25 protein-coding genes, 1 pseudogene and 2 riboswitches are annotated in these 26,182 nt (G+C 41.1%); of the genes and pseudogenes, 13 read left to right on the top strand and 13 right to left on the bottom strand.

The features are described 5' to 3' along the window. Positions 1-214 precede the first annotated feature (214 nt). Entirely contained in the window at positions 215-1,417 is a 1,203-nt protein-coding gene (locus ACIQXH_RS04465; protein ID WP_402957882.1) for a C40 family peptidase, read from the top strand. 336 nt (positions 1,418-1,753) lie between these two features. On the opposite strand, the gene ACIQXH_RS04460 is transcribed toward ACIQXH_RS04465, so the two are convergent. The 8 genes from ACIQXH_RS04460 to ACIQXH_RS04425 form a co-directional block, all read right to left on the bottom strand. Beyond that, the gene (locus tag ACIQXH_RS04460; protein WP_403122255.1) at positions 1,754-2,395 is read right to left on the bottom strand and encodes a poly-gamma-glutamate hydrolase family protein; all 642 of its coding nucleotides are present in this window, start codon (positions 2,393-2,395) and stop codon (positions 1,754-1,756) included. A gap of 182 nt (positions 2,396-2,577) precedes the next feature. Next, positions 2,578-2,727, bottom strand: coding sequence for a CapE family protein (locus tag ACIQXH_RS04455; protein WP_402957878.1), 150 nt, complete (start codon positions 2,725-2,727; stop codon positions 2,578-2,580). Between the two features lie 62 nt (positions 2,728-2,789). Beyond that, a complete protein-coding gene (locus ACIQXH_RS04450; RefSeq protein WP_403122253.1) occupies positions 2,790-4,370 on the bottom strand; it encodes a gamma-glutamyltransferase family protein in 1,581 nt (526 codons plus the stop codon). A 111-nt stretch (positions 4,371-4,481) separates the two neighbouring features. Beyond that, positions 4,482-5,738: a CapA family protein gene (locus ACIQXH_RS04445; RefSeq protein WP_402957874.1), complete on the bottom strand. Its 1,257-nt coding sequence runs from the start codon at positions 5,736-5,738 to the stop codon at positions 4,482-4,484. 10 nt (positions 5,739-5,748) lie between these two features. Continuing rightward, the gene (gene pgsC / locus ACIQXH_RS04440; protein WP_402957872.1) at positions 5,749-6,198 is read right to left on the bottom strand and encodes a poly-gamma-glutamate biosynthesis protein PgsC; all 450 of its coding nucleotides are present in this window, start codon (positions 6,196-6,198) and stop codon (positions 5,749-5,751) included. 15 nt (positions 6,199-6,213) lie between these two features. Next, complete coding sequence (pgsB, locus tag ACIQXH_RS04435; RefSeq protein WP_402873896.1) at positions 6,214-7,395, bottom strand: poly-gamma-glutamate synthase PgsB; 1,182 nt, start codon at positions 7,393-7,395, stop codon at positions 6,214-6,216. A 759-nt stretch (positions 7,396-8,154) separates the two neighbouring features. Then, positions 8,155-8,355, bottom strand: coding sequence for a hypothetical protein (locus ACIQXH_RS04430; protein WP_402957870.1), 201 nt, complete (start codon positions 8,353-8,355; stop codon positions 8,155-8,157). Between the two features lie 542 nt (positions 8,356-8,897). After that, complete coding sequence (locus tag ACIQXH_RS04425; protein WP_403122251.1) at positions 8,898-10,577, bottom strand: methyl-accepting chemotaxis protein; 1,680 nt, start codon at positions 10,575-10,577, stop codon at positions 8,898-8,900. Positions 10,578-10,762: 185 nt separating this feature from the next. Beyond that, positions 10,763-10,805, top strand: a riboswitch (PreQ1 riboswitch). A gap of 58 nt (positions 10,806-10,863) precedes the next feature. On the opposite strand from ACIQXH_RS04425, the gene queC reads away from it, so the two are divergent. The 6 genes and pseudogenes from queC to ACIQXH_RS04395 all read left to right on the top strand — a co-directional run bounded on the left by queC (position 10,864) and on the right by ACIQXH_RS04395 (position 14,763). Then, entirely contained in the window at positions 10,864-11,526 is a 663-nt protein-coding gene (gene queC / locus ACIQXH_RS04420) for a 7-cyano-7-deazaguanine synthase QueC (RefSeq protein WP_403122615.1), read from the top strand. Then, complete coding sequence (gene queD / locus ACIQXH_RS04415; protein WP_403122249.1) at positions 11,526-11,996, top strand: 6-carboxytetrahydropterin synthase QueD; 471 nt, start codon at positions 11,526-11,528, stop codon at positions 11,994-11,996. Before queC ends, queD begins: the two co-directional genes overlap by 1 nt. After that, a pseudogene (queE, locus tag ACIQXH_RS04410) lies at positions 11,989-12,712 on the top strand (7-carboxy-7-deazaguanine synthase QueE). The gene queD and the pseudogene queE overlap by 8 nt, the downstream one beginning before the upstream one ends. 153 nt (positions 12,713-12,865) lie before the next feature. Continuing rightward, a riboswitch (PreQ1 riboswitch) is annotated at positions 12,866-12,908 on the top strand. Between the two features lie 52 nt (positions 12,909-12,960). Further along, positions 12,961-13,521: a VUT family protein gene (locus tag ACIQXH_RS04405; protein ID WP_403122247.1), complete on the top strand. Its 561-nt coding sequence runs from the start codon at positions 12,961-12,963 to the stop codon at positions 13,519-13,521. Continuing rightward, the gene (locus tag ACIQXH_RS04400; protein WP_403122245.1) at positions 13,511-13,666 is read left to right on the top strand and encodes a hypothetical protein; all 156 of its coding nucleotides are present in this window, start codon (positions 13,511-13,513) and stop codon (positions 13,664-13,666) included. Before ACIQXH_RS04405 ends, ACIQXH_RS04400 begins: the two co-directional genes overlap by 11 nt. Before the next feature lie 356 nt (positions 13,667-14,022). Beyond that, positions 14,023-14,763, top strand: coding sequence for an alpha/beta hydrolase (locus ACIQXH_RS04395; protein WP_403122242.1), 741 nt, complete (start codon positions 14,023-14,025; stop codon positions 14,761-14,763). 66 nt (positions 14,764-14,829) lie between these two features. Here the strand turns inward: ACIQXH_RS04395 and ACIQXH_RS04390 are convergent, their stop codons facing one another. The 4 genes from ACIQXH_RS04390 to ACIQXH_RS04375 all read right to left on the bottom strand — a co-directional run bounded on the left by ACIQXH_RS04390 (position 14,830) and on the right by ACIQXH_RS04375 (position 17,635). After that, complete coding sequence (locus ACIQXH_RS04390) at positions 14,830-15,531, bottom strand: DUF421 domain-containing protein (protein ID WP_402874656.1); 702 nt, start codon at positions 15,529-15,531, stop codon at positions 14,830-14,832. A gap of 104 nt (positions 15,532-15,635) precedes the next feature. Beyond that, positions 15,636-15,788, bottom strand: a complete 153-nt coding sequence (locus ACIQXH_RS04385) for an anti-repressor SinI family protein (RefSeq protein WP_402874659.1) — start codon at positions 15,786-15,788, stop codon at positions 15,636-15,638. A gap of 370 nt (positions 15,789-16,158) precedes the next feature. Then, the gene (locus ACIQXH_RS04380) at positions 16,159-17,298 is read right to left on the bottom strand and encodes a CAP domain-containing protein (protein ID WP_402874662.1); all 1,140 of its coding nucleotides are present in this window, start codon (positions 17,296-17,298) and stop codon (positions 16,159-16,161) included. Positions 17,299-17,338: 40 nt separating this feature from the next. Continuing rightward, entirely contained in the window at positions 17,339-17,635 is a 297-nt protein-coding gene (locus ACIQXH_RS04375) for a hypothetical protein (RefSeq protein ID WP_402874664.1), read from the bottom strand. Positions 17,636-17,895: 260 nt separating this feature from the next. Between ACIQXH_RS04375 and ACIQXH_RS04370 the strand changes: the two genes are divergently transcribed. Continuing rightward, positions 17,896-18,738: an aldo/keto reductase gene (locus tag ACIQXH_RS04370; RefSeq protein ID WP_403122240.1), complete on the top strand. Its 843-nt coding sequence runs from the start codon at positions 17,896-17,898 to the stop codon at positions 18,736-18,738. 46 nt (positions 18,739-18,784) lie between these two features. Here the strand turns inward: ACIQXH_RS04370 and ACIQXH_RS04365 are convergent, their stop codons facing one another. Further along, positions 18,785-19,225 (bottom strand): MarR family winged helix-turn-helix transcriptional regulator, encoded by a 441-nt coding sequence (locus ACIQXH_RS04365; RefSeq protein ID WP_402874668.1) that lies wholly within the window; start codon positions 19,223-19,225, stop codon positions 18,785-18,787. A gap of 188 nt (positions 19,226-19,413) precedes the next feature. Here ACIQXH_RS04365 and ACIQXH_RS04360 point away from each other — a divergent pair, with 188 nt between their 5' ends. The 5 genes from ACIQXH_RS04360 (at position 19,414) to ACIQXH_RS04340 (ending at position 26,065) form a co-directional block, all read left to right on the top strand. Beyond that, positions 19,414-20,442, top strand: coding sequence for an NADH:flavin oxidoreductase/NADH oxidase (locus tag ACIQXH_RS04360; protein ID WP_403122238.1), 1,029 nt, complete (start codon positions 19,414-19,416; stop codon positions 20,440-20,442). A gap of 136 nt (positions 20,443-20,578) precedes the next feature. Then, on the top strand, positions 20,579-21,277 hold the full coding sequence (locus ACIQXH_RS04355; RefSeq protein WP_403122236.1) for a CPBP family intramembrane glutamic endopeptidase: 699 nt from the start codon (positions 20,579-20,581) through the stop codon (positions 21,275-21,277). A gap of 251 nt (positions 21,278-21,528) precedes the next feature. Continuing rightward, on the top strand, positions 21,529-24,039 hold the full coding sequence (locus ACIQXH_RS04350; RefSeq protein WP_403122234.1) for a PEP/pyruvate-binding domain-containing protein: 2,511 nt from the start codon (positions 21,529-21,531) through the stop codon (positions 24,037-24,039). Between the two features lie 35 nt (positions 24,040-24,074). Further along, a complete protein-coding gene (locus tag ACIQXH_RS04345; RefSeq protein WP_403122232.1) occupies positions 24,075-25,397 on the top strand; it encodes an MFS transporter in 1,323 nt (440 codons plus the stop codon). A 356-nt stretch (positions 25,398-25,753) separates the two neighbouring features. Next, positions 25,754-26,065 (top strand): rhodanese-like domain-containing protein, encoded by a 312-nt coding sequence (locus tag ACIQXH_RS04340; RefSeq protein ID WP_402874682.1) that lies wholly within the window; start codon positions 25,754-25,756, stop codon positions 26,063-26,065. Positions 26,066-26,182 lie beyond the last annotated feature (117 nt).

The raw sequence follows: 26,182 nt of genomic DNA, 5'->3' as shown, positions 1-26,182 counted from the left end.
AAGTATAATATACTATTAAAATGTGTCATTTTTGTTAAAAAAGGATTAATATTTACAATTTTTTGTCATATATAGTCTAAAGGATATAGAAGTATCACCGATATTATGGGAGATGGTAAGTAAAAAGACTCATTATAGTAACTGGAATTTATGATTGCCAATAATCTGGAACTGCTCTATGAATGTATTTCCAGCCAAAAAGGAAGGGTTCAAAATGAGAAGGAAATTATTAGTCAGCATGCTGCTTTTATTACTAGTCATGGTTGGAGTGACCTTTACACCTGGTACAAAAGTTGATGCAGCAGATCGGATTCATACAGTTTCCTCGCAAGAAACGGTAGAATCCATTGCATCGATTTATAATATAACGCCAGAACAATTGATGAATATCAATGGTTTACCGGATACCCAGTTATATGTAGGACAAAAACTTAAAATCATACAGACAGCCTATACTCCTTCCATCTATCAGTGGGCGGAGAGAGGGAAACGAATTGCCAACTATGCAAAAACATTTGTTGGATTCAAAAAAACAGCAGGAGAAGAGACCCCTTCTAAAGGCTTTGATTCGAGTGGATTGGTTCATTGGGCCCTTTCTCAGCAGAATGTGGCTGTGGATCGTTTAACCGTAGACGGATTTTATAAACTTGGGATGGAAACGGCTGTTCCTAAGGCGGGAGACATCATCTTTTTCCTTGAAAAAGACACATCAAAAGTGGTGACGGCAGGGATTTATCTAGGAAAAGACAAATTCGTCAATTCTGGATATGGTGCAGAAACCGTTCAAATAAGAAATAGTACGGAAAAGTACTTTGCTAAATATCAAGTTATCTATAAAACGTATACACCTAAAGGGGAACATATCGTACAACCGGGTGAAACGCTAAGTAGCATTTCAAACAATTACAGCATTCACATGAACTCCATCAAAAAACGTAATGCTTTACCGACTAATGAAGTGATGGAAGGTCAATACCTTCAAATATACAGTGATCTTCTATTCCCGTTCTATGAAGGACAAGAAACAGCATATGACAATGCATACGATGTAATCAGATATGCTTATACTTTACGAGGGTTCACGTATGTTTTCAGTGGGGCTGATCCGCTAACGGGAATGGATTGCAGTGGATTCATTTACTGGGCCATGAAGGAGCAGGGGATTTCCATAAAACGTAGCTCTGCTGCTGACTATTATGAGTGGTTGCCGGCTATATCAGAACCAAAAGCGGGCGATTTAGTCTTCTTTAGGGATACAGGTACAAGACAAGGTGTAACCCATGTAGGGATCTATCTTGGGAATGGGCGTTTTATCCATACAACCGAGAAAGCCGGTGTCCATATATCTGACCTTTCTTCCGGGTATTTTGCCCAGAAGTTCGAAAGCTATGGCCAAGTACAACTTATCATGAATTAAATGCAAGAGACAGGATAGAGGGGGCTTGAAACTGGCCCTATCTATCTTCTTTTTTATATCCTCTTTTTCAATGAAGTTTTTCAGAGTTGAATGACCTTTATTATGAAAATGAGGCTTATGCGATAAATTTTTTTTTGTGTAGAAGTCACAGAATAATATTATGACTCAAAGGATGTGGGTATTTATCGAAAAAGAAGTAGTGGAGGGAGGGGACTTGAAACAATCTTTTAGACCCCCAAGAAGGCTCCTCTGAGGGTTGAAAGATTGTTTTAATCATAAGTGTGGAAGATGCAGGACAAGCTCCTGATAAGTGATCAAGCCATTCCAATCGCCGCACTAGAATTGCTTTTTATTCAGATTAAGCATGTAGTGAATGGTGGCTTTCTCTAAAGCGCTAATAAATTGATTCAACACTTCGGTCTGGTTATGCCTGTTTGTCCTCTTAAGGTCACTGTCTAGGAAAAAATGTTTTCGTAAAGTCCTGGATATTTCCAATTGTACGCCAGCGCCGGTTTTGCAACGGTTGGTAATATTGTTTTCATTCATCCCCAACAGATGCTTCGGTGCTTCAGCTGTTTGAAATCCAGCTTCCTTTAAGGCTACTTGTATCACATGTTTATAGGTCTCGTTCCTGCCACCCATATAGATTAACGCTTCATTGGAATCGCGATAACCATGTATGGAGAGGATTGTTTTTGCGTTATTTGCCATCAGTATGGCGGTTGGCTCATCGAAGGAGGTGGAGGTGATGTGCAGTTTGCTGTTATCCCTTCGTTTATGTCCTTCAAATAGATACGTACTTGAATGGAGTCTTTCTCCAAGGGCAAAGGCTACTTCACTAGTTCCCGGTTCGATATTGCCGCCATGGATCGCAAAAATCGCTATTTCTGGATTACGATGAAAAGCCGTAATGCTATAATCGGTGTTTTCTTTTTCATTCTGCTGCAGTTCCGCAAAACTTGAGTATCCATTCTCCATCCTATTTGCCTCCTCGTCCTGCAATCTCCTTGTATTGTATAACTGAAAAGTGAAAATAGAGAGTTTATATTACCAAAGATGTAGAGATTTGATTTGATGATTGGATGGGGGGACTTCTCATTTGTCGATTAAGTTCCTCATTGAAAAACAGGTTGAACCCTCATGAGGTTCAACCTGTTTTTTTACTCTTGGATATTTGTATACTGTTCTATTTTCTTTTGTTCATCGGGAGTCAGTGTTTCAGACCGTTTGAACGTATTCATTGTTACAAGCAGGACTGCTATCAGAACAACAGGGATAACCCAGCTTACTACTTTTTTTAATATCTTCATTTTCTCGTCCCCTTATAGATCTATAAAAATTTAGATGTTTTCAAGATGTATAGGCGTTTTCTTTATTGCTGTGCTTGCCAACTGCCATTTCTCCGAGGATCGGCTGCTCCTGATAACCTACCGTTCTTTTCATTTCTAACGAGTACCTGTACGCCACCATAGAACACAGGGGCGACTTTTTGTACAACATTGTAACCGGCTCTTTCTAATGCAGAGGCTGTTTCAGGCGAAGGGCGGTATTCTGTATAGATGGTATTACCATCAAATACGAATCGATTGCGATCTATGATATTTTGGAAAGTATCCTCACCTTCTGTATATGAATACAGGACCTGCATGAGCACTTGCGGTATCCTATCACCACCAGGCGAACCGATTCCGATTGTCTTTTCCCCTTGTTTTTTAAGAATGGTAGGAGCGGTAAAGGTCCTTGAGCGTTTATGCTCATCGATTTTATTCAGGCCAGTGCGGAAGTTTTTCAATTGGTCATTCAAGAAAAAGCCGTTCGTATAGGCACCGGAACCAAAAAAGTTACTGAGTGTATTGGTCGTAGAAACGACTGTGCCATACTTATCCATGACGACGAAATGAGTCGTGCTTTCATGTTCTTCAGACTGGAACTCTACATTTGACCAATCACCTTTATTTATCTCTTTTTTCAGGTTGTCCAAATGAAGGGGAGATACTAATTGTTCAGCTTTGTCTGCGCTGATTCCGTCCCCGGTATAGTTAATTCGATCTTTATAGGAGGCGTTGGTAATGGCTCCCAGTAACTCCATATAATCTGCCTTATTTGAAGCATTGCTTAAGTCGACTTCTTCAGCGAGATTTAACATTTCAAGGACGGTTATCCCTGAAAAGGGAGGGGGAGCGGTCCAAACATCATATCCGGCGAATTTGCCTTGGACTGGCTCTCGTTCTTTTACTTCATAATGCTTTAAGTCCATTAAGTCTACATCTGTTCTTTTTTTGATATTCCGTGCGATGTTCCCTTTATAAAACCCATCGGGCCCTTTTCGCTGAATCAGTTTCAATGTGTCAGCAAGATCTTCTTGTTTCAAAACCTTTCCTGGTTCAATCGAATCGTCATCAGGATAAAACAAGAGAGTTTTCTCTGAATAAATTCTTGCTTTGGCTGCCTTTAGGCGGGAGGCCAACATTTTATCGACTTCAAATCCTTCTTCAGCCAGGTCGATGGCCGGCTGAAGAAGGTCTTCCATCGGAATGGTTCCGTATTTATCATGGACAGCTTGCATCCCGGCTACAAAGCCAGGGACACCGGTATTATGTTTTAACTTTGAACGTTCAGGAGCCGTTTCACGATAATCAATAAAATTAGGTTTCTCAGATTCGGATACAATCAGCATTCCGCCGCCGCCGCCAATTCCAGATCCAAAGGGTTCAGTTACACCCAATGCATAAGAAACGGCAATCGACGCATCGGCCGCTGTTCCACCGTTATCTAATATATTCATCCCCACTTCTACGGCGATAGGGTTGGAAGAGCTAACTCCATATGCTTTATCATTTAAAGATTCATTGGTATCATGCGTGTCAGAAAGAGGGTCAGTTTTTGAACATCCTGCTATAAAAATGAGCAAACAAAGGGAAAGGAGTACTTTCCGTGTGAAAGGATAAAACACTGATTGATCGCCTCTTTTCGGTGTGATCTTCTAAGATGTGTGTCTTCTAGCATACCTGCTAGTAGACTCTTATTCACGTATTATCTAGTTGTATGATGGTGCTTCATGTTTCTATTCTTCAGTAGTTGTCTCTTCTTGGGTTACTTTCTTTTCTTTAGCAGCTTTCTTTTCTTGGGCTGCTTTTTCCTCTTGTTCACGCTGTTCTTTATGGTCTATTACACGTGTATGATCCAATTTAATCTCTATCTTATTATCTTTTTTAGACCATTGCACGTTGTCACTTGTTTCTTTCGTCAACCAACGGAAAACTCGCGATACATCGCTAGAAGATGTAGCGGGTCTTGGTGTAGCTTCCTTGATTTGCAAGGGAACCACATCAACGGTTGCTTGTCCGTCATCAGTTAAATGGTATTGTACCATCGCGGAATCTTTTGTACGTGTCCAGCCTTGGTCGAATACAAAGTTTCCTAAGCTGTAAAAGATAAGTCCATCTTTATACACATCGAATGATTGGACGACATGGGGGTGATGGCCAATGATGATATCTGCACCAGCATCGATCACCGCTTTCGCTAATTCTGTTTGACGACCTGTCGCAGAAGTAGCATATTCTTGGCCCCAGTGCATATTGACGACAACTAAGTCTGCGTTTCCTTTTTTCGCATCCTTGGCGTCACCGATCATTTCAAATAATAAGTCAGGATTGGAATTCAATAACCCAGCTTGAGTATTTTTGGCTACCGCATTTTTACCATATACATCGGTAAAGCCAAGAGTAGCGATACGTACGCCTTTAACATCTTGGTAATTGATGTTTTCTTTCGCTTCTGTAATATTCCGACCTACACCAACATAATCCATTTTGGCATTCTCGAATTCATCGATTGTGTCGAGCAATCCTTGTTCTTCAAAGTCCATCATATGGTTATTCGCAAGAGTCATGACAGAAAATCCAGCATTTTTAACAGCTTCCACGCCATCTGCATACGAATTTAGACGAATGGCTGTATCAGCTTCTTCATATTTCGATACATCTTTTGCTAGAGCAGGATGTTCATAGTTTCCACTTACATAATCCGAAGCGTTAAAATAGGGCTTCATGTAACGGAAGAGGTAATCAAAACCATGGCTGTCTGTCACTTCCTCGACATAACGGCCCATCATGATATCTCCGACCATTGACATTGTAAGGGTATCGTTTGGTTTGGATGCAACAACTTCCACGTCTTTCGTGCGTCCCAACCAAGATGTTACGACTAAGACGATGATCAATATCGGTAGAACGATTGCAGTGTATTTGAGATTCTTTTTCTTCGTCCGCTTTGTAAAGATAAGTGTTTTTTCTTTTGCGTTTAAAGTACGTTTCATTTTATCCACCTCAGAATAGGTAATACACGTTCATTAGACCGAAAGTTACTCCGGATAATAAAAGCGTGCTGCCGAGTGTTAATGGCATTCCTTGTCTTTGAATGGCATTAGCGATCAAGCCAGGGACGATTATACCAATACCACGGAATTCATAGATTTCAAAAGGCATGACGGGGTAGACGAAATCCAATACGAGTTTTAGACAAATCCCCGTTATCATCATTGCGGCAAACTTTCTTCTTCCATATAAGATTACCCATCTTGAAAGACCGTGAGCGACAATGAAATAAGTTAAGATACTTACTATAATAATTACCAGCATGACTTGCCATTGATCAAAAACTAATGCCAAATAACCTGGCACGATAAGTCCGGCGGGCACAACACCCGTTTTTTCTGAAAAAATAAGGCTCAGTGTTACCCCTAGTACTAGGGCTACGTATAAATCCGATCCAAACATTAAGGTTCCTCCTACTTAACTCGCTTTTTGCTTCGTTTTAGTTTTCATGATTGCGTCAATTAAGGGTTCTGCTGCTCCGTGAATGTTACCGACCCCATAAACGATTCGGTTTTTCATGACTGGGCGCAGTTTGGCAACGATTTCTTCCGTTGACCATTCTTCTAAATCCCAATACTCTACTGTATCCAATTTTCCTTGCTCAAATGCTTTCGTTATTGGTGAAGTAGTTTCACCGATGGCAATGACGATTTCGGACTTTATGTAAGGCAATACATCTCTTGCAAATTGCTCTGTACGGTCCACACGGTCAGGACGGCAGTTCATGATTACGATAGGGGCTTCCGTGCTGTATCCGAAGGTACTTACCCTGTCCCAAATATTCAATGTAGATGACGCATCATTGGCGGCAAATCCATTAACGAAGAAAGTCGGTTGCCTAGCATCTCCAAATTTAGTGATACGCATGGCCCCTGGATCTGGATGTGCATTTAACATGCCACGGAATGCCGTTTTCTCATCGATACCCAATGCTTCTGCAACAGCCAAGGCAAGGGAGGCGTTATCAGGGAATACCATATAGTCGAATTCACGTAGAAATTCTTCTGAGATCCTTGAGTTATCGGCTACGATTACCTTCGTATTACGTTGTTTGGCAATTTCTTTGTAATATTCTAAATGTTCGCCCTCGATGGTTATTAAATGCCCATTGTAGGGTATGGTTGCAGTGAATGCTTCTGCAACTTGATCCAATGTTGGTCCCATGACATCCATGTGATCTTCAAGAACATTTACGATAACCCCAATATTTGCCTGAATCATTTTATTTTGGAAGATTAGTTGATAGTCAGGCTGCACGGCCATGCACTCACAAACTAATGCTTCAGTTCCTAAGTCAGCTACTTCTTTAACTACGCGACGTTGTTCCCCGATATTCGGTCCTTCTGGACGACGTATGATCGGTTTTTCTTTGTCCGTAAACCAATAAATCATTCTTGCGGAAGTTCCGGTTGTTTTTCCTATTGTCTTGTACTCCGCTTCCTTGATCACACCTGTAATCAGACGTGTTACAGTGGATTTCCCTCGGATCCCATTTACGTTGACACGTACGGGAATGGAGTCGAGACGCTTTTGATGGCGTTTTTGTTCGACTATGCCATAGCCAAGCAAAAATAATGCACAAATAAATATCGGTGCCATTTTTTAACCTCTCTTTTTTTATATATTTGATTTACTGAATACACACTACATGATTTTAAACTTATTAAGCAAGGGTCGTTTTTCTATAGCAAGATAGCTTATTTTGATAATTTCCAAATTAAACTATAAATGAGTGTAATAGTAACTAATGGCTATAATATTCATGTAAGGACAAATACTCTATGGATTCCCCATTTCATGATGATTCTATTATGAGATGGAGAATAAAAAATAATTTTTATAGGATAATGAATTCTTTTTATAAGGATAAAAACCCAATTCCTAGTATCTACTGTAGGAGTTTAATGTAGACGATCCTTCCTGTTTTATAATTGTTTATACCTATTTGTGCATTTATTTTCTAATCTACTAGTTTGTTTTTTCTTTATTCCTGTATTTTGATTCTAATGACTCATTTAGTGCTACTTTTTTGGATTTGGATAAAGATGAGTAAAATCACCCCCCATATTTTTTGGGTTTTTTTAATATGAAATACCCGAGGGGCTATGAGGTGACATCAATAAATTGTCAAAATCCTTCCCTTAAAAGTTTTGGAAACGAGGGTTTTTAAAAAAAAGACTAGTTTCTTCTATTAATATAGTGTTAATAGTAGAACTAAAAAAAACCCAGAATAAATTCTGAGTTTTTGGAGTATTTTTACATTCATTTATAATAAGGGATTAAATGAAATGTTATTTATAGATGAGAGTATTTTTTGTAAATTGATAGTCTCGAATCAATTTTAAGATGATGCTATCTTTAGCTAGATTTTATTCTATTTAAAAGCTCAGGATGTGAGTCCTTTTTACCGCCATCTATAACATAAAGCATAGGGGCTAATCTTCTGTTTCCTTTATCGGCAGAATTCATCTTCAAGTAATTTTCGTATTCGTTGCGAAAGAATTCGTCTTGGGCTTTCCCTTCGTTTAACTTTGCTATGAATTTGAAAAATCGTTTCATATGAATTCCTCCTTGTTTGGTTAAAAAGTATTAGGTTAATAGTAACATACTTTAGGTGGAAATTAACCACTTATTATAAAATAGGAAATAAAAAATAGTAAAGGTGATTATATAGACTTAGTTCTCTGGATTTGGAATACGATATTGATGTAAGACCATCTCGTCTGTTTAGAGAGTCTCCTGTTGATCGGGTTTCAAATGAGAGTAATTAAGAGTTGGTTCAAATGCTTTTTAAAAGTGTGCTGACACTTCTAGAGAGGAAGTAGTAATTCTACTATTTACTGATGTAAATATTACTGGAGTAATATTAATTATACATTGAATATTCAGAAAATAATAGTGTAAGTTGAATTATTTCTCTCTGTATAAGATTCATGGTGAATTTTTTATTATAGTTTGTTTTGTGTTGTTATTAGTTTATTCCCCGTATTCACTATATTGAAACAATTTTAATGAAGAGGATATATTTGTTATTAACTTCATAGGAATAGCTAAATGCAAGGAAAAGCTTCCCACAAGGTAGGTGTGGGAAGCGGCTTTCATCATAATTGAAATCTTTTAACCTGATCTGTTAACTGTTCAGCCGATGATGCAAGTTCACTGGCGTGATTGGTGATTTCATCCATTGAAGAGCTGGATTGCTGTGCTGAGGCGGATACTTGTTCAATGCCTGCTGCTGACTCTTCGGAAACGGCTGCAATGTCTTCGACAGCCTGGTTGATTTTTATGCTATTGGTAGAGATATAGTGTAAGTCATTGGTTATGTGTTGTAATTTTGTGCTCATGGCTCCCACTGAATGATTGATGGTTTCAAAGGTTTGGCCGGTAATGGTAATTTGTTGGGTGCCTTCATCTACTTGTGTATATCCATCTTCCAAGGAGTGAACGACGGTTTTTGAACCTGTTTGAATGGCTGTAACAATTCCAGTAATGTCACCCACAGAATCTGTAACTTGTTCCGCGAGTTTCCGAACTTCTTCGGCGACGACGGCAAATCCTTTTCCATGTTCGCCGGCGCGTGCCGCCTCGATGGCTGCGTTTAAAGCGAGTAAGTTGGTTTGATTGGAAATGTCCTGTATGACCTGAACGAGCTTTGAAATTTCCTGGGATTGTGAATCAAGGCCTTTTACCTCATCGACTGCCTGTTTCACAATCCTATCAATCGTTTGCATTTGCTGCACGGATTTGTTCATCAAGACTGTCCCTTCCTTAGTTAGGGATAGAATCTCTGTGGAGGTTTGGGAAATTTCTTCTCCTTCACTGTGTGCCTTTTGGATCTTTCCTGAGAATTCTTCCACCATACGGACGATTTCCGTTGCTTGGTTGGCTTGTGACTCAGAGCCTTCTGACAGCTCGTACATAGTGGTTGCAATTTGACTGCTTCCTTGTTGCACTTCATTTGCCGATTGGGTCAGCTCTTCGCTTTTGCTTGTAACGGATTCGGATACATTCAGCATGTTTTCGATGATATCGCGAAGGTTTCTCTGCATCTCGTTTGTAGAAAACGTCAATTCCCCGAGTTCATCGTTTGATGTCTGCTTAAGTGGTTCATGGTTCAGTTCACCTTTTTCCACTAGCTTCATCCTGTCTCGGATCCTTAGGATCGGTTTGGTAATGAGGTTGGCTGTCACAAGGGCAAGGCCAATTCCTGCTATGACTGTAATGATGGATAAAATGATACTCGTCGTTTTAACGGATTTTCCACTGCTGATGACGGTCTCTCCGGAAGCGACGATCAGTTTTTCGCGCTCGGAAGCGAGCTCTTTGAAGCCATCCATTATTTCCGTGCTTATGGGCGCTACTTCATTTAGCAATATTTCTTTCGCCTGTTTTTCATCTCCTTGCTCATACTGGGTAAAGACGCGTTCTTCAATCATGGTTCTCCAATCAATGCTTGTTTCAATGATTTCTTTCGTTCTCTCAGAGTCGGATAAGGCTAATAGCTCTTCTTGTAGGTGTTTGCTTTCTTCGGTATAAGCTAGGAAATCCTCTTTATATTGTTCATCTCCAAATAGGATATACCCTCTAACAAATGCCATTCTTTGCGAAAGGTTATAGAGTAATTGTTCATCTTTAATAAGAAGAGGCAATTCATGGTCGATGATATCTCTAGAATGTTTAAGAGACTTATTGCTGCTGTAAATACTATAGGCTCCTAATATGATGCATAAAGATATGACTAGCATAAATGCTAACAATACCTTTGTTTTAATCTTTTTCAAGTGTACGGCCCCTTTTTCGGTAGATTAGTTTACCTTCTGTTTATCGGAAATGGGGACCGATATTTAAAGAGGAAAGGAGAAATTGAGCTGAAAAGACAGGGAATCTCTTTGTTTTTATGGAATATATTGATATGATTCCATATATTGCGTTATGATTATAGAGAAAAGATTATAAGCCGCTTTAGGCGGAAGAGGTTCTAGCTACCCTCTCAAAAAAACTAAGGAAAAGCAGCACTCTATTCTTAGGGTGCTGCTTTTTTCCGTAAAAAAGGAGTTTTTCATAATGTTGAAGAAAGAAAAGGCAGTAGTGGTGTTTAGTGGGGGACAAGACAGTACGACGTGTTTATTCTGGGCCATGAAGCATTTTTCGGAAGTGGAGGCAGTGACGTTTGATTATAATCAGCGTCATAGCTTGGAAATTGATTGTGCGCGGAATATTGCAAAGGAACTGGACATCCCGCATCATGTTCTGGATATGTCGTTGTTGAACCAGTTGGCGCCGAATGCGTTGACGAGAAGTGACATTGCTGTGGCGGATGGGGAAGAAGGGGAGTTACCGTCTACATTCGTACCGGGAAGGAATTTACTGTTCTTGTCATTCGCAGGAGTGCTTGCAAGCCAAATTGGGGCGAAGCATATTGTAACCGGTGTTTGTGAGACGGACTTTAGCGGATATCCAGACTGCCGGGATGTGTTCATTAAATCGTTGAATGTCACTTTGAATCTCTCGATGGATCAGTCTTTTGTTATAGATACGCCGCTTATGTGGCTGAATAAAGAAGAAACATGGGAAATGGCGGATCAACTGGGTGCCTTTGATTTCGTTCGTGAAAAGACGCTGACTTGTTATAACGGAATCATAGCCGATGGCTGTGGGGAGTGTCCGGCATGCAAGCTTCGAAAAAGGGGTCTGGATGACTATGTGATTAGACGGCAGGTGAACCTATAATGTATGGGTTCAAGATTGTCGATAAGCTTCAAAAAATAGAACAGGACATTCATCGTAATCAATTGAACTATCATCAAAGACGGGTGCTCGTGAGCAAGGAATTCACGTTTGATGCAGCTCATCATCTTCATGATTATGAAGGGAAATGCAAGAATCTGCATGGCCATACGTATAAAGTCATTTTTGGCATAAGCGGCTATAATGATTCCCGTGGGTTGATGATCGACTTTGGCGACATCAAAGAAATCTGGAAAAAAGAAATCGACATTCATCTTGACCACCGCTATTTGAATGAAACGCTGCCACTTATGAATACAACAGCTGAAAATATCGTCGTCTGGATTTATGAAAAGATGGCTGATGCCCTGCAAAACAAGGACTATAAAGGGGCTAGGGTTGAATTTGTCCGTCTTTATGAAACGTCGACGAGTTATGCTGAAGCAAGACGGGAGTGGATGGACTGTGAGTAAGCTGCCCGTCATGGAAATCTTCGGGCCGACCATTCAAGGGGAAGGCATGGTCATCGGGCAAAAGACGATGTTCGTCCGGACAGCTGGGTGCGACTATTCATGTGCTTGGTGTGATTCCGCCTTCACTTGGGATGGGACAGGAAAGGAAGATATCGTCCACATGACAGCTGAAGAAATATGGGAGGAGCTAAAACTGAGGCAAGGGTTTCTCCTTCGTGACGATATCCGGGGGCAATCCCGGCCTCTTGAAGAATATGGCTGAGTTAATCACCCTTTTAAAAGAGAAGAACATCAGAATTGGCGTGGAGACACAAGGTAGCCGGTGGCAGGATTGGTTTCTCGATATTGATGAACTGACGATATCACCAAAACCGCCAAGTTCAAGGATGAAGACCGATTTTGAAGTGCTTGATGATATCCTATCTAAGCTTTCCAATAGAAGGGATGAAAATCAAATCTCTTTGAAGATTGTCGTATTTGATGAAGCTGATTATCAATATGCGAAGACTGTACATGCGCGCTATCCAGGCATTCCTTATTACCTGCAGGTAGGCAATGATGACAGCGTGACGACGGACGATCGGCAGCTGGTCAGTGAACTGTTGGGAAAATATGAACAGTTAATTAATCGGGTGATTGCCGATGACGAACTGAATGATGTGAAGGTGCTCCCCCAGCTGCACACGTATATCTGGGGAAATAAACGGGGCGTGTAAGGAAAAGGATGGGGAGGTCATACTTTCTATTAAATGCCGTTTCTCTTCTATTATATGTTCTTTACTTTTATATACGCGAGGGGGTACTTTTATCCTTGATTTACTCCCGTATCCAAGATAAGATGAAAAAGGAAAAAAGATAATCCGCTTGAGGCGGAAGAGGTTCTAGCTACCCTCTCAAAAAAACTAAGGAGAACAGCACTCTTTCTTAGGGTGCTGTTTTTTCCTATAAAAGGAGATTGTAAGAAATGTTAAGAGTTCTATTGTATTTATTGTCCATTGTGACCGCGAATGTGGTCACAGCCGCTTTTATGCCATTGCAATTTGGTATGTTCATCATCCCGATGGGAACATTGTTGATCGGAGGGACCTTCATCTTCCGTGATTTAGTTCAAAATAAATTTGGCAGGGCAAGGACTTATCTGTGCATTATCCTGGCATTACTTTTATCAGCCAGTGTATCATTCTTGATAGGCGATACATTATTAATCGTATTTGCTTCCGCCCTTTCATTCGTGGTGGCGGAAACGGCAGATACGGAAATATATACTCGATTGAAGCTACCATTAAGTTGGAGGGTATTTTACTCAGGGGTAGTTGGAGGATTTTTCGATTCCGCAATATTTGTGGTGATTGGGCTTAGTCCACTGGGGGCGAACATCTTGCCGTGGTCCTCTGTACCCGCCGCGATTGTTGGTCAGATTATTGTCAAAACGGTCATTCAGTCAATGGGGGCCATTCTATTGGGGAAAATCCATGTAAGGCTTGATAAGCGGATCAATAATGGAGGGAATGCGCTTGATGGATGATACTAAAGAAGAAGATAAGTGCTATTGCTTGGAGGCTTTTCGCGAGAAATATGGTCCGCAAGTCCAAGGAGAATGCTTGAAGCTTTCTTGTGCCAACTACAGAAAGCATAACCTTGATAAGCTAGAATCGAGAGAATGCGAGTAAACAAAACCCGTTGTTAAACGGGTTTTTCTTATAGAAAATTAGATGGATTTCCTATGCGGATCACTGCGAATAAGTCAAAAGAGGTTATCGATACTAAGAAGGGCAAAGCTACAGTATGGATTACGTCCCTTTTTATTAACATATCTCGTAATATAAGAGATATCATTCCTGAACTAAAAAAAGGAAAATTTAGATTGCTAAATAAAACCAGTCATAGTAAAATGTCCTTCGGACCGCATCACTTGTCCTAAGTAAGGCATAGGTACTATAATCGGGGTAAAGAGGGTTACTTTAAATAGTTAATGATTTTATCAGAAATTTCAATATATACAACTTGAGGAAAAGGAGCAGATAGTATGAAAGTCATTGCACCTGAGTCATTCACATACAAAGGTGGAGAGAGAGCAGTTCTCTTACTTCACGGATTTACTGGAAGCACAGCAGATATGAAGAAGTTGGGTCGTTATCTCAATGACCGCGGCTATACCTGCCACGCACCTCTATATAAAGGTCATGGATTGCCAGCTGAGGAGCTCATCCATACAGGTCCAAAGGAATGGTGGAAAAACGTAGTGGATGGGTACCGTTTCCTTAAAAAAGAAGGGTACGAGGATATCGCCGTGGTCGGGATTTCCCTCGGTGGGGTCTTCTCTTTAAAAGTGGGAACGGAATTCCCTGTGAAAGGTGTCGTTTCCATGTGTGCCCCGATGAAAGGGAGAGACGTGAGTCGATTACATAATCGTATGATCAGTTATGCCAAGGCCTACAAAAAATTCGAAGGCAAAGACCCAGACCAAATCGATGCAGAAATTAAACGGTTAGAAAAAGAGCCTATGCACTCGTTGAAAGACGTTTTGCATATCATAGAAGATACAAGCGAAAATTTAGATTTGATTACAGCACCGACTCTTGTTCAACAGGGCCGGTTGGATGATTCCGACTATACGGAAAGTGCACCCATGATCTTCAATGATGTCGATACGCAACATAGGCAATTGATATGGTATGAGCAATCAGGGCATATCATCACATTGGGGAAAGAGCGGGAGCAAGTTTATGAAGATGTGCATCGTTTTTTAAATAACTTGATTTGGTAAAGTGGGAAGGCCGCCAGTTAAATTTGGTGGCCTTTTCTTAAATTAAAATCTTCTGTCTGATGAAATTCAGCTGTATAAGAACACTTTCACGTTCCCGTTAGTATCGATAGTTGCCAATAAAATATCGGCTATGTCCGCATTGTACATGGTTACTTTCCTTTTCAGCCATCCTTCATCCTTACCCACTCGGTTTAATTCGTGAAAATCAATCTTTCCCTCCTTAATAATGGTTATAGGAAAAGAAAATGGCTTTGTGGTCAACTTTATATCACCAGGGGTCACTGATTGGTATTGGGGAAGTAAGAAGAACGAAATAGTCCCATCAGGTTCCCAAAATGCCAAAGCAACTTTTTGAATTTCTTCAATTTTTGCCTTTCTTAATTCGGATAAAATAATATCGATAGAAATTCGTGCTTTGACTAAGTTTTTATGGATGACTTGTCCGTTTTCTATAAGAGGCAAAGGAGGGCTTTCAAAAAAATTCCGGAGTCTGCCCCAATGAAGACTCACAAATACACTGATTATATATAAAATAACTAGTACGACAGACGTGATCATCGGTCCCTTTAAGCCTAACTGTTCATCAGATAATGGGTGGGCAAGAATATTTCCAATGATCAGTGCCATTAAAAAATCAATCAACCTTAACTGAGAAATGGCCCGGCGCCCCATCAATTTAACCGCAAAGAGTAAAAAAAAGAATGATATGATGGCTCTCAAAATCCACTGAAGGGTAGTAAGTGTTTCTTGGCTGTAGAAAAAATCCATCTAAGCTCACGTCCTTGGTTTTTGTTATCTAAGAATTAGTATGAGCGTTTGAATGATTTAGATGTAAAAATGAAAAAAAAGTGGACTCCTGGAAGTCCACTTTTTTAACGAATTTTTTGGGCAGGCTCGTCACTTGAGTTCTTCTCGATGAATTTCTTGACCTGTTCTATCGTTAGGCCAATTCTTTTGGCTTCCAATATAAGTGCCAGCCATATTTTGTCGAGTTGCTCCTGTTTCAATCTGTTCCCGGATTCCATGATCACCCTCCCAATCTACCTCTTGGATTTTTTATTTACTCAGAACAGCGCTAGTTAGAGAGTAAAATGACTTCTTGGGTTTTGGTGCTGTTCGTATTTTTAATTTCTTCTATGTGACTTTCCGGATGGTTTTTGTCAGGGCGCCCTATTCATAGGCTTTTCGAAAATGGGGTCTTTGTTCGTGAGTGTGATTACTCATTTTCTTATGTAGTGATGTGGCTGCTATCCTGATTATTTTCCATGTTATTACTCTTATGTATTATCTTACAGTGATAAAGTAGGAGTCAAGTTAAAATACAGAATTAACAGAATATTAAAGAAAATAAAAAAAGCCGATCAGGCTTTTCCTGATTACGGCATGTAAAGTGGCTTATCTTTTTAAATAGTTTTCTGTGTAATAGGGCTTTTCATCTTCCTCAAACGCGACGCCCACTCCGAGTGAAGAAAAGTCTTTTTGTAATTTATTTTCCCTGTGACCGATGGAATTCATTAAGCCTTCGTGGGCGAAGATACTGCTGTTCTGACCAGCGGCAAGGTTCTCCCCGGCCATGCGGAAAGTGATTTTGTCACTTTCCATCCGATCGAAGGGAGATTCCCCATCAAGATTAGTATGGTTAAAGTATTGGTTGACGGCCATGTCTTTACTGTGATCTTGGGCTGTCAATTTCACTTGCTTATCCCATGACAGGACGGAAAGATCATGATTGACCCTTGAGGCATTGGTCAAGTCGAATAATTGATATTCAAAGCCCTTTTTAAGCTCCGGGCTGGAGGGGGCAAAATAGGTGCTTTTTTGCTGTTCAAGACCTGCACTGATGATTTGGATCGATGTGACTGTATTATCCTCGTGTTTATCATAAAAAATCGTGACGAAGCTGTTATCCATCTTGAACGTATCATATTCTCCATTGCTTTGAATCTGGTAATATACATTTCCTTTAAGCAGTTTTGTTATCGGTTTCCCTAATTTTTCCGTCACCGTTTCTTTGGGTGTACTTCGTTTGATTCCTTGCTTGGATGAAATCAAATCCTGGTTTGTATAGAGACCGACGACTCTATTCTTGCTGTCGTAGGCCACCATGAAGAAATTTTGATAATTTTCATGATAGGCAAACCACTCTACTCCATATTCGTTCAGGGAATGGCGTTTGGCCTCACCTGCCTGCTTTTCGACGGATTCCTTTGTGTCGCCAAGCTCGATATTACGGACCGAAAAGGAGGATTCAGCAGGGGCCTTCAAGTCAGGTTTATCCACCTTTTTCGTTTCGGTTTGTTCCTCATCTCTTGCTTGATCGACTGTATCCGTCAATTTGCCGATCAACTGGTTGACTCCGGTATTCAGTTTTTCAATGGCATTTGATACTTCAGGTTTGGTTAAGAGGGAGCGAACATCTGTAGCAAAAGATCCGATTCCCGCCTTTAATCCCGACTCCTGAATGTCTTTTCCATACCCATACCAAAATCCGCCGAGAAGAAGAAAGAGAATCAATAGATTAATCACACTCCGCACATCGTTCACCCCAACTCACATATAATTACGTTCCCAATGATTAGCTCATAAACTGTAATAGGGGAGGTAAAGATAACAATATGATGGAGAATAAGAAAAGGACCTGGGTAACCCTTTTTGGCAGCTTTTCTTTTTTCCCTTTGTACCACCCACTGAATTGTAACTTGTTTCTATATAAAACAAACAATAATATAAGTATGGCCACAGAACCGAAGTAGCTATACTGATTATAATCTATTCCGAAACTCTGATACACATTCTCTAACAGAACGGAACACAATGCGCCGATAATACCGAATAATAAAAGAATCCGGATTAACTCAAATAGTACTCTCATGTTTTCCTCCTATTAATCATTTCCTAATGTTCCCCCGCTGTATATAGTTTTCTACACGGGACATAAGGGTTCCTTCCTTTGTCAATTTTCAGTTTCTCGCTCAACATACCCGGTGCTGAAAATCACCATACGCCTTATCCTTTAAAGTACATTACTGTATTTTACTACTAAAATATATCATAATGGATGGTGGGGTGGATGATGCCTAAAAGCAGTAGACATTTCTTATAGTGGATAATAAAAATTGGAGGTTTCTGATTATGGTCAATAGTTTACAAGCAACAACAACATTACATAATGGCATCGAAATGCCTTGGTTCGGTTTAGGTGTATTTAAAGTGGAGGAAGGTCCAGAGTTGGTGAATGCAGTCAAAGTAGCCATTAAACACGGGTATCGTAGCATTGATACTGCAGCCATTTATGCGAATGAAGAGGGAGTAGGGCAAGGAATCCGCGAAGGTCTAGAGGTAGCGGGCATTGCAAGGGAGGATTTGTTTGTAACGTCAAAAGTTTGGAATTCCGAACTAGGCTATGAATCGACACTCGCTGCTTACGAGACTAGCTTAAAGAAGCTAGGTTTGGATTATCTTGATCTTTACTTGATTCATTGGCCAGTCGAAGGGAAATATAAAGAAGCTTGGAGAGCAATGGAGACTCTTTATAAAGAAGGAAAGGTAAAAGCGATCGGGGTAAGTAATTTCCAAATCCACCATCTGAAGGATTTATTGAATGAGGCAGAAGTGAAGCCAATGGTCAATCAAGTTGAATGTCATCCGCGCTTAACTCAAAGGGAATTGCTGGCATTTTGCCGACAAGAAGGCATTCAATTGGAAGCTTGGTCTCCATTAATGCAAGGTGAATTATTAGATAATAAGGACCTTCAAGAGATTGCATCCAAGTATGGAAAATCCGTGGCCCAGGTCATCTTACGTTGGGATTTACAAAATGGAATCGTGACGATTCCAAAGTCGACAAAAGAGCATCGAATCGTGGAGAACTCCTCGGTATTTGATTTTGAACTAACGGAAGAAGATATGGCGCGAATGAATGAAATGAATCAGAATCATCGAGTCGGACCAGATCCTGACAACTTCGATTTTTAAGGAAAGGCAGAGATAGACGAGCTTGCAGTCTATCTCTTTTTTTCATTCAATCGTCCTTACTCGATGATTGACCATTCATGAAAAAAGCAAGGGCTGTACCCATGTCACTGTTGGATAATGATGTGTTAAGCGTTTCGTTAACCGTTTCCAACATTTCGCGAAGGCGCTGCTCACCCTTATCCGTGATGAGGGCACATACGCCACGTCGGTCATCTTCATATCCGAGCCGTTTTATTACCCCGCAACTTTTGTTTTCCATCCTGACGGAAAGCCTGGACATGGCACTTTGGCTTAACCCGACAAGCCGCTGTAATTCCAAAAGCCTCAATTTTTTTTCGGGTGCCTGAGATAAGTACAATAAAACGTAAAACTCATTCAAGGGCATTTGGTGCTTTTCCTGCAAGGCTCTATCAAGGTCATTGGAGAGCTCGGCATGTATATGTGTAAAGGATAACCAAGTATTTATAAGGGATTGTTCATGGGACATATCTTTTTGCCTCCCTCTGTTTACCTATTTTACATGTACCATTCGTTAAATTAAATGTACCAATAGGATGGATCAATGACAATAGCCGATTTGAGCATCGGTCGATTTGAATTAGTTGACACTACTTTTTGTGCATGATATAAATGCATGTGCATGCATTATAATACTTTGAGAAGGAGTTAGATACTATGAAAGATTTATTTTCCCCTTATTCTATAAAAAATCTCGATCTTAAAAATAGAGTCGTCATGCCACCTATGTGTCAGTATTCAGTCATGGCTGAAGATGGCGTACCGACAAGCTGGCACCAACATCATTATGTAAGCAGAGCGATTGGCGGCACAGGTTTGATCATCGTGGAAATGACCGATGTGGAACCGGATGGCCGGATTTCCAATCGCGACCTTGGTCTATGGTCTGACGATCAAGTTGGGGCTTTCACTAAGATTGTCGATGAAGTGCATCAATATGGAGCAAAAATCGGCATCCAAATCGCCCATGCAGGACGCAAAGCCGAAGATGCAGAGACACCTGTTGCCCCATCGGCGATTGCCTTTGATGAAACGTATAAAACGCCGAGAGCCTTGGAAACGGAAGAAGTGAAGGGAATGGTCGAGAAGTTCCGTCTATCTGTCAGAAGAGCGGTACAAGCTGAATTCGACGTCATTGAGTTGCATGGTGCACACGGCTATTTAATTCACCAATTCACCTCTCCACTTACGAATAAGCGGGAAGACGAATACGGGAAAGACCTGACCAAGTTCGGAGTGGAAGTCATTAAAGCGGCGAAAAGTGAAATGCCTGCCGATATGCCTTTGATCATGCGCATCTCTGCTAAAGAGTATGTGGATGGAGGATATGGAATCGAAGAGAGCATCAAGTTTTCGAAAGTCTTTAAAGAAGCGGGAGTGGATATGTTCCATGTCAGCTCCGGTGGAGAAGGACCGATTGGCGCTGATGGAAGACCGGGCACGCATGCCAATTATCAAACGCCATTAGCGAGAGAAATCAAAAAAGCGCTGGACGTCCCAGTAATTGCTGTAGGCCGATTGGAAGACCCGATTCTTGCCAACTCGATCATTGGCAACGAAGAAGCCGACTTGGTGGCAGTGGGAAGAGGGATGCTCCGTCATCCTTACTGGACATTAGAGGCTTCTAAAACGCTGAATAAACAGATTGAACTTCCAAAGCAATATCAACGAGCATTCAAACATTAAAAGTATGGACCGGTGGCCGCAGCATTTGCTTGCGGTCATTTTTTTGTATGACGCCAAAATTGGTCATTTTTGTAGAAAGTGCTTGCAGGTAACGTTACGTAACCTTTTAAACTGAAGATAACGTTTAGAGGGGGGAATGGTCTTGCATACATATTTTGAAAGTAGAGCATGGTCCTGGAGGGAACTTGTTTCCATCCTTGTACTTGTTTTAGTCCTGGTACCGTTTTTTATCGAGTTTTTATTGGCGAATTTCTTATTGGAATTATTTCAAGACGATTTATATTCCGGAACATTGGTCGGTTTCATCATGTCAATCATCTTTATGCTGGCCGTCTATTCACTTGCTTTACAGCCGAAACGCCTAAGATGGAATGAAGTGGGGTTACGTAAGTTTCAGAGAAGCTATTGGAAGAATATCATCGGCTGGTCATTTGTATTGATTGTGGTCAGCATCCTGATTCTCATCGTGATGGATATAGTGGGGATCGGCTATGAAAATAGTAAAACGGAAAGTGTTCAGGCCCATTTGACCCCCATCCATTTCGTTCTCGGTTTCGTGTCGGCGGCAATCATTTCACCTATTTACGAAGAAATCTTATATCGGGGTTTTCTTTATAGGTGGCTAAGGAGTAAATACGGCTTGAAGGCTGGATTATTTCTCAGTTCCTTCATCTTCATGATCGTTCATATCCCAAACTATAATGTCTTGCCGGTCACTTTTATATCCGGCCTCCTCTTTGCTTGGACTTATGAAAAAACCAAATCAGTCGTTCCCGGCATGATCATCCACGGTACATTCAATGCCATTGCCCTGATCCTTACCGCCTTTGGTTGAGAAGTGGTAAAAGAAGTGCTGTGCTCACAAGTGGTTGGAAAAATAAAGAGACTTTCAATGGAAGTCCCTTTTTTTTATTTTGATTACATTTTACCAATTGTTGTGATTTGGCAAGTTTTCATGTGAAATGTAAAGCATTTTACTTTATTGTTAAAAATGGATTCGAAGCCAATGTATGGGTTTTCCTGCCTGTTCATTGGTTTTGTTTGTGTCGTTATTTATGGGTTATGAATGAAAGGGGATAAGCGTAGATGTTTACAGCTAGATTCAATCATGCAACCGAGTGTAATGAAATGGTAGGTGGAAAAGCGCTAAATCTAATCAAAATGTCGAAATTGGGCATGCCTGTACCTGATGGTTTCGTCATCACAAGTGTGGCCTTTTCACACTTCCTCGAAAAGAATCAATTAGATATAAAGAGCGAATCCATCCAAACGGAGGTTATGGAGGCGGTCATCCCGGATGATTTAGTAAGGGATGTATTGACCGCTTTCCAGGAATTGAGGAAACGTTATCCTGCCGTGGCCGTTCGTTCTTCTTCTGGTGCGGAAGATTTGGAAGGGGCCTCCTTTGCGGGTCAATATGAAACCTATTTGAATGTAAAAACGGAAGAGGATTTCTTAGGTAAAGTAAAATCATGCTGGGCATCTTGCTTTGAGAACAGGGTACAGCAATATACCGAGAATATTTTTGAAGGGTCAGATAGCATTTCAATGGGGATTGTCGTTCAAGGTCAAATCTATTCAGATATTTCAGGGGTGATTTTCAGTCAAGATCCTGTTACATATAACCCGGAGTGTATCTTGATCAATGCCAGTTATGGATTGGGTGAGGCCGTCGTATCGGGCTTGGTCACACCGGATACCTATTTGGTCAGTCGAGATGGTACGAAAATGGAAAGAGCAAAGGGCAGTAAAGAAATGAAAATCATTTCCGACTCCTCTGGAACAATGGAAGTGGCGACGGACCGGACTGAACGGAATGCCTATTGCTTATCAGATAAGTTGATTCATAGATTAATAGAAATGACCTTGAAAGTGGAAAACTATTATAACCATCCTGTAGATTTGGAGTTTGGCATTCATGACCAACAAGTCTACCTTTTACAAGCAAGGCCGATTACGACTGAAGTGAAGAAAAAGGAATCCGTGCCAGAAGCCAGGAAAGGTTACCTGTTGGAACGGAAAGACGAGGATGAATTCTGGTTTTTGCTTGATACGTTTTTCCCGAACCCAATCTCGCCATTGTTCACTTCCATCGTCACCCAGCCTTTTTATGAAGGCATGGCCATGGCCGTTGATGCATTGAAGGAACCTACGGGGTATACCAATATGAAAGCTCATAACGGATACTATTATGGGAAACAGACTTTCTTTGAAACCGACCCAAACCAATTGTTAGCAGAACAAGAGAAACTAATGGAGGAAATGTATCCGCGAATGAGGGATCGGATGTATGAAATCATCTATGATCAATTGATTCCCATCTATCGGTATTTAGATGGGGAAAGGGCTCAAGCATTTACGGTCGACAAAGTGAAAAAGGGATTAGTAGAGTTAGAGGCCTTTTATAAGGATGTGTATTTCTGGCACTTCATGATTGTCTTCCCGAGCAATCATATCAACAGGAAATTGGAGACCATTTATCTAAAAGCAACGGGAGATGCACCTTTACATGAACTCTATCAATCTTTGGCTGGCGTCATGAATAAGTCACTGGAATCCGACCATTTGCTTTGGGAGTTATCATTGAAAGTAAAAGCGGAACCTTCTTTGATGAAGGTGTTCATGGAATCGGAAGAAGGAAGCCTGTTGCAGAACCTCAACACCGTCGGCAGGGGCAAGGACTTTCTGAACCGTGTGGAGAGCTTCGTCAGCGTGTACGGATACCGTTCCACCAAGTCACATGATTTTATAGAAGATACATGGATTGAGAACCATGAGCATGTGTTACAAATCATCAAGAACTTAATACTGAATGAACATGATTTTGACAAAGAATTCGAGTCGGCTGTCACGGCCAGAAAACAGATGTATCAAAAGATCATCAACGGAATCAAGGATCCCAACGATCTGGAAGCATTTGAAGAACAGTATAAATTGGCTTTGGATGCGGCTGTTATCACGGATGATCATCACTTTTATATCGATGCCATGTTTGACGCGAAGGCCCGGTTATATTTATTGAAAGTGAGTGAGCTTCTAGTGCAGCAGCAAGTGCTGGACGATAAGGAAGATATCTGGTTTGTATATAAAGATGAGATCCTCGCTGCACTGGATGAACCTCACTCCTTGATGGAAGTCGTGAAGGAACGAAAGAAACAATATGAGATTCAAGGTAAAATAAAAGCTCCTTCTTATTTTGGGAAACCGTCGGAAAAAGAGCGGAACTTCGTGGAAATGGTATTCGGCTCACTCGAAGAAGATAAGGAGAATACGGGGAATGTGATGAAAGGCATCGCGGCTTCCGGAGGTATTAGCGAAGGCCCGGTCCGAGTGATCTCCAGCATGCAGGAAGCATCCAAGTTTCAAAAGGGGGATATATTGGTCTGTAAAAACACGACTCCCGTCTGGACGACTTTCTTTCAGGATGCAGAAGCGATCGTTACGGATACAGGGGGCATGCTATCTCATTCCGCAATTATTGCAAGGGAGTATCAGATTCCCGCCGTTTTAGGAACGAAAGTGGGAACGGAACGATTACATGATGGGGATTGGGTCATTGTCGACGGCAATACAGGAACCGTTACGATGATTGGCTAATTACCCTTTGGATAGAGAATGTAAGAGGTGAAAGTATGAGTAAACAAAAAGAATTCCTGATGATAGCACTAACATTGATGGGGGCGTTCCTCGTGCCCATCAATTCAACGATGATATCCATTGCGCTCGGTTCCATATCGGGATTTTATGGATTGGATATACATAGTACGACCTGGGTGGTTACGATTTATCTGATTGTCATGGCCGTCACTCAGCCGATTGCCGGCAAATTGGGTGATATTTATGGAAACCGCAAGATCTATATAGTCGGTGCAGCCCTATTTCTTGTGGCTTCCATAGGATGCGCACTGGCTCCAAATATGATCATGCTTGTTGTCTTTCGATCTCTTCAAGCGATCGGTGGAGGATTGCTGATACCGAATGTGGTCGCCTTGATTCGACATACGGTGTCACGTGAACGTTTATCTAGCGTCATGGGACTATTCGGGATGGGGATGGGTCTTGGCGCAGCTGTCGGTCCTCTCGTAGGATCGTTGTTAATCGCGGTACTTAGTTGGAAAGCGATCTTTTGGGTCAATGTCCCCTTTTTAGTCGGTGCCCTTGCTGGCGGTATGTTCCTCATACCTAAGCTTGAGAAAAAGTCATCCAATAAACCGTTGGACGTACTCGGTTCCATCTATTTGGCCATATCAATAACCTTATTAATATCGTTGACGCATACAAACTCGACAAGGGTGTCTATCATTCTTGCAATCGTGAGCCTTTTATTCATTGTGCTATTCGTGAAGCGCGAGCGTTCCGTTCCGTCGCCGATCATCGATTTCCAATTGTTTAAGAGTCCTATCTTTGCGAATGCCAACATATCGGTCTTGCTAAACAATTTCATCATGTATGCAATCTTGCTTGTCATGCCGTTGATCATGACGACAAAAATGAACATGTCAACATCCATGAGCGGAATCATGCTATCCCTGTTCTCGATTTCCATGGCACTCAGCAATATGATGGGTGGGCAACTAAACCGAAAATTCGTATCGGCAAAAGTCATCTTCTTTTCTTTCGCCGTAACGGTGGTATCGAATTTCTTATTATTTTTCGTGATTTCCTCCCAGTCTTTTATCTACTTGGCCATTACACTCGTGTTAAATGGGTTGGCTATAGGGTTGGGACTGACCAGTATGCAGGTTGCCTCGCTTGAAGCGGTGGATGAGTCAGTCTCCGGTTCGGCTTCAGGCATCTTCTCGACGTTCCGATATTTCGGAAGCATCGCCTCTTCCACGCTCATAGGGATTGTTGCGAGTTATTCCATCCTATTTGGCATTCTCATGATAGCAGCCTTGTTAGGTGCACTTTTGGCCAGGATGGTGTACAGGAATAAAGCAGTAAGTACGGTATAAAGATCATGTGTTACGGACTTCCACATTTTCCAACTACCTGTATAATTAAGGTTGAAACCTTTATATCAATGAAGGGGAAGTCCGTATCGTTTTGAATAAAAAAAAGTATATGGTATTAGCTGGTGTTTTAATATTTTTCTTGATTATGTCGATGCTTTTTGCCCGTACATATTTTACACATCGAGAATTCATGGAAGCAACCAATCAATGTTACGATAACGATGGCAGGCCAGAGGTGGAGAGAAATACTTTTTCGAATGATTGGTCTGTTATATGCCATCCATAATAGTCATGTTTTCCTGAAAGTTTTGTTATAATATACAAGACAAATTAAACGATAACTTGGGGTGCTTATAATGGAACAAATTAAAATTTTTACGCCAGAAGAAATTGAAGCAAAGGTTGAGGCAGGAGAAGCGATTGAGCTTGTCGATGTCCGTGAAGACGAAGAAGTGCAAGAAGGCATGATCGAAGGAGCGAAGCACATTCGCATGAATGATATCCCTGCCAACCTTGACTACTTCGATAAGGATAAAGAATATATCTTCATCTGTCGTTCAGGACGCCGCAGTGAGAATGTATGCCATTACCTTCAGGAGCAAGGCTATAAAGTGGCAAACATGGATGGCGGAATGATGCATTGGACAGGGGAAGTCATCGTTAAGTGATGGGGTTTTTCAAGAAGCCTTGTTACTTTTGCAAACGGAAGACGAAAGACGTCACGACCTATCTGAACGAAGATCGAAAAAAGATACATGTTTGTGCACAGTGTAAGGGGTATGCGG

Origin of the sequence: Peribacillus sp. NPDC097225, assembly GCF_044761955.1 — a bacterium.
In the GTDB taxonomy this organism is placed as follows: Bacteria; Bacillota; Bacilli; order Bacillales; family DSM-1321; genus Peribacillus.
This window is presented reverse-complemented; position numbering and strand designations above follow the sequence as displayed.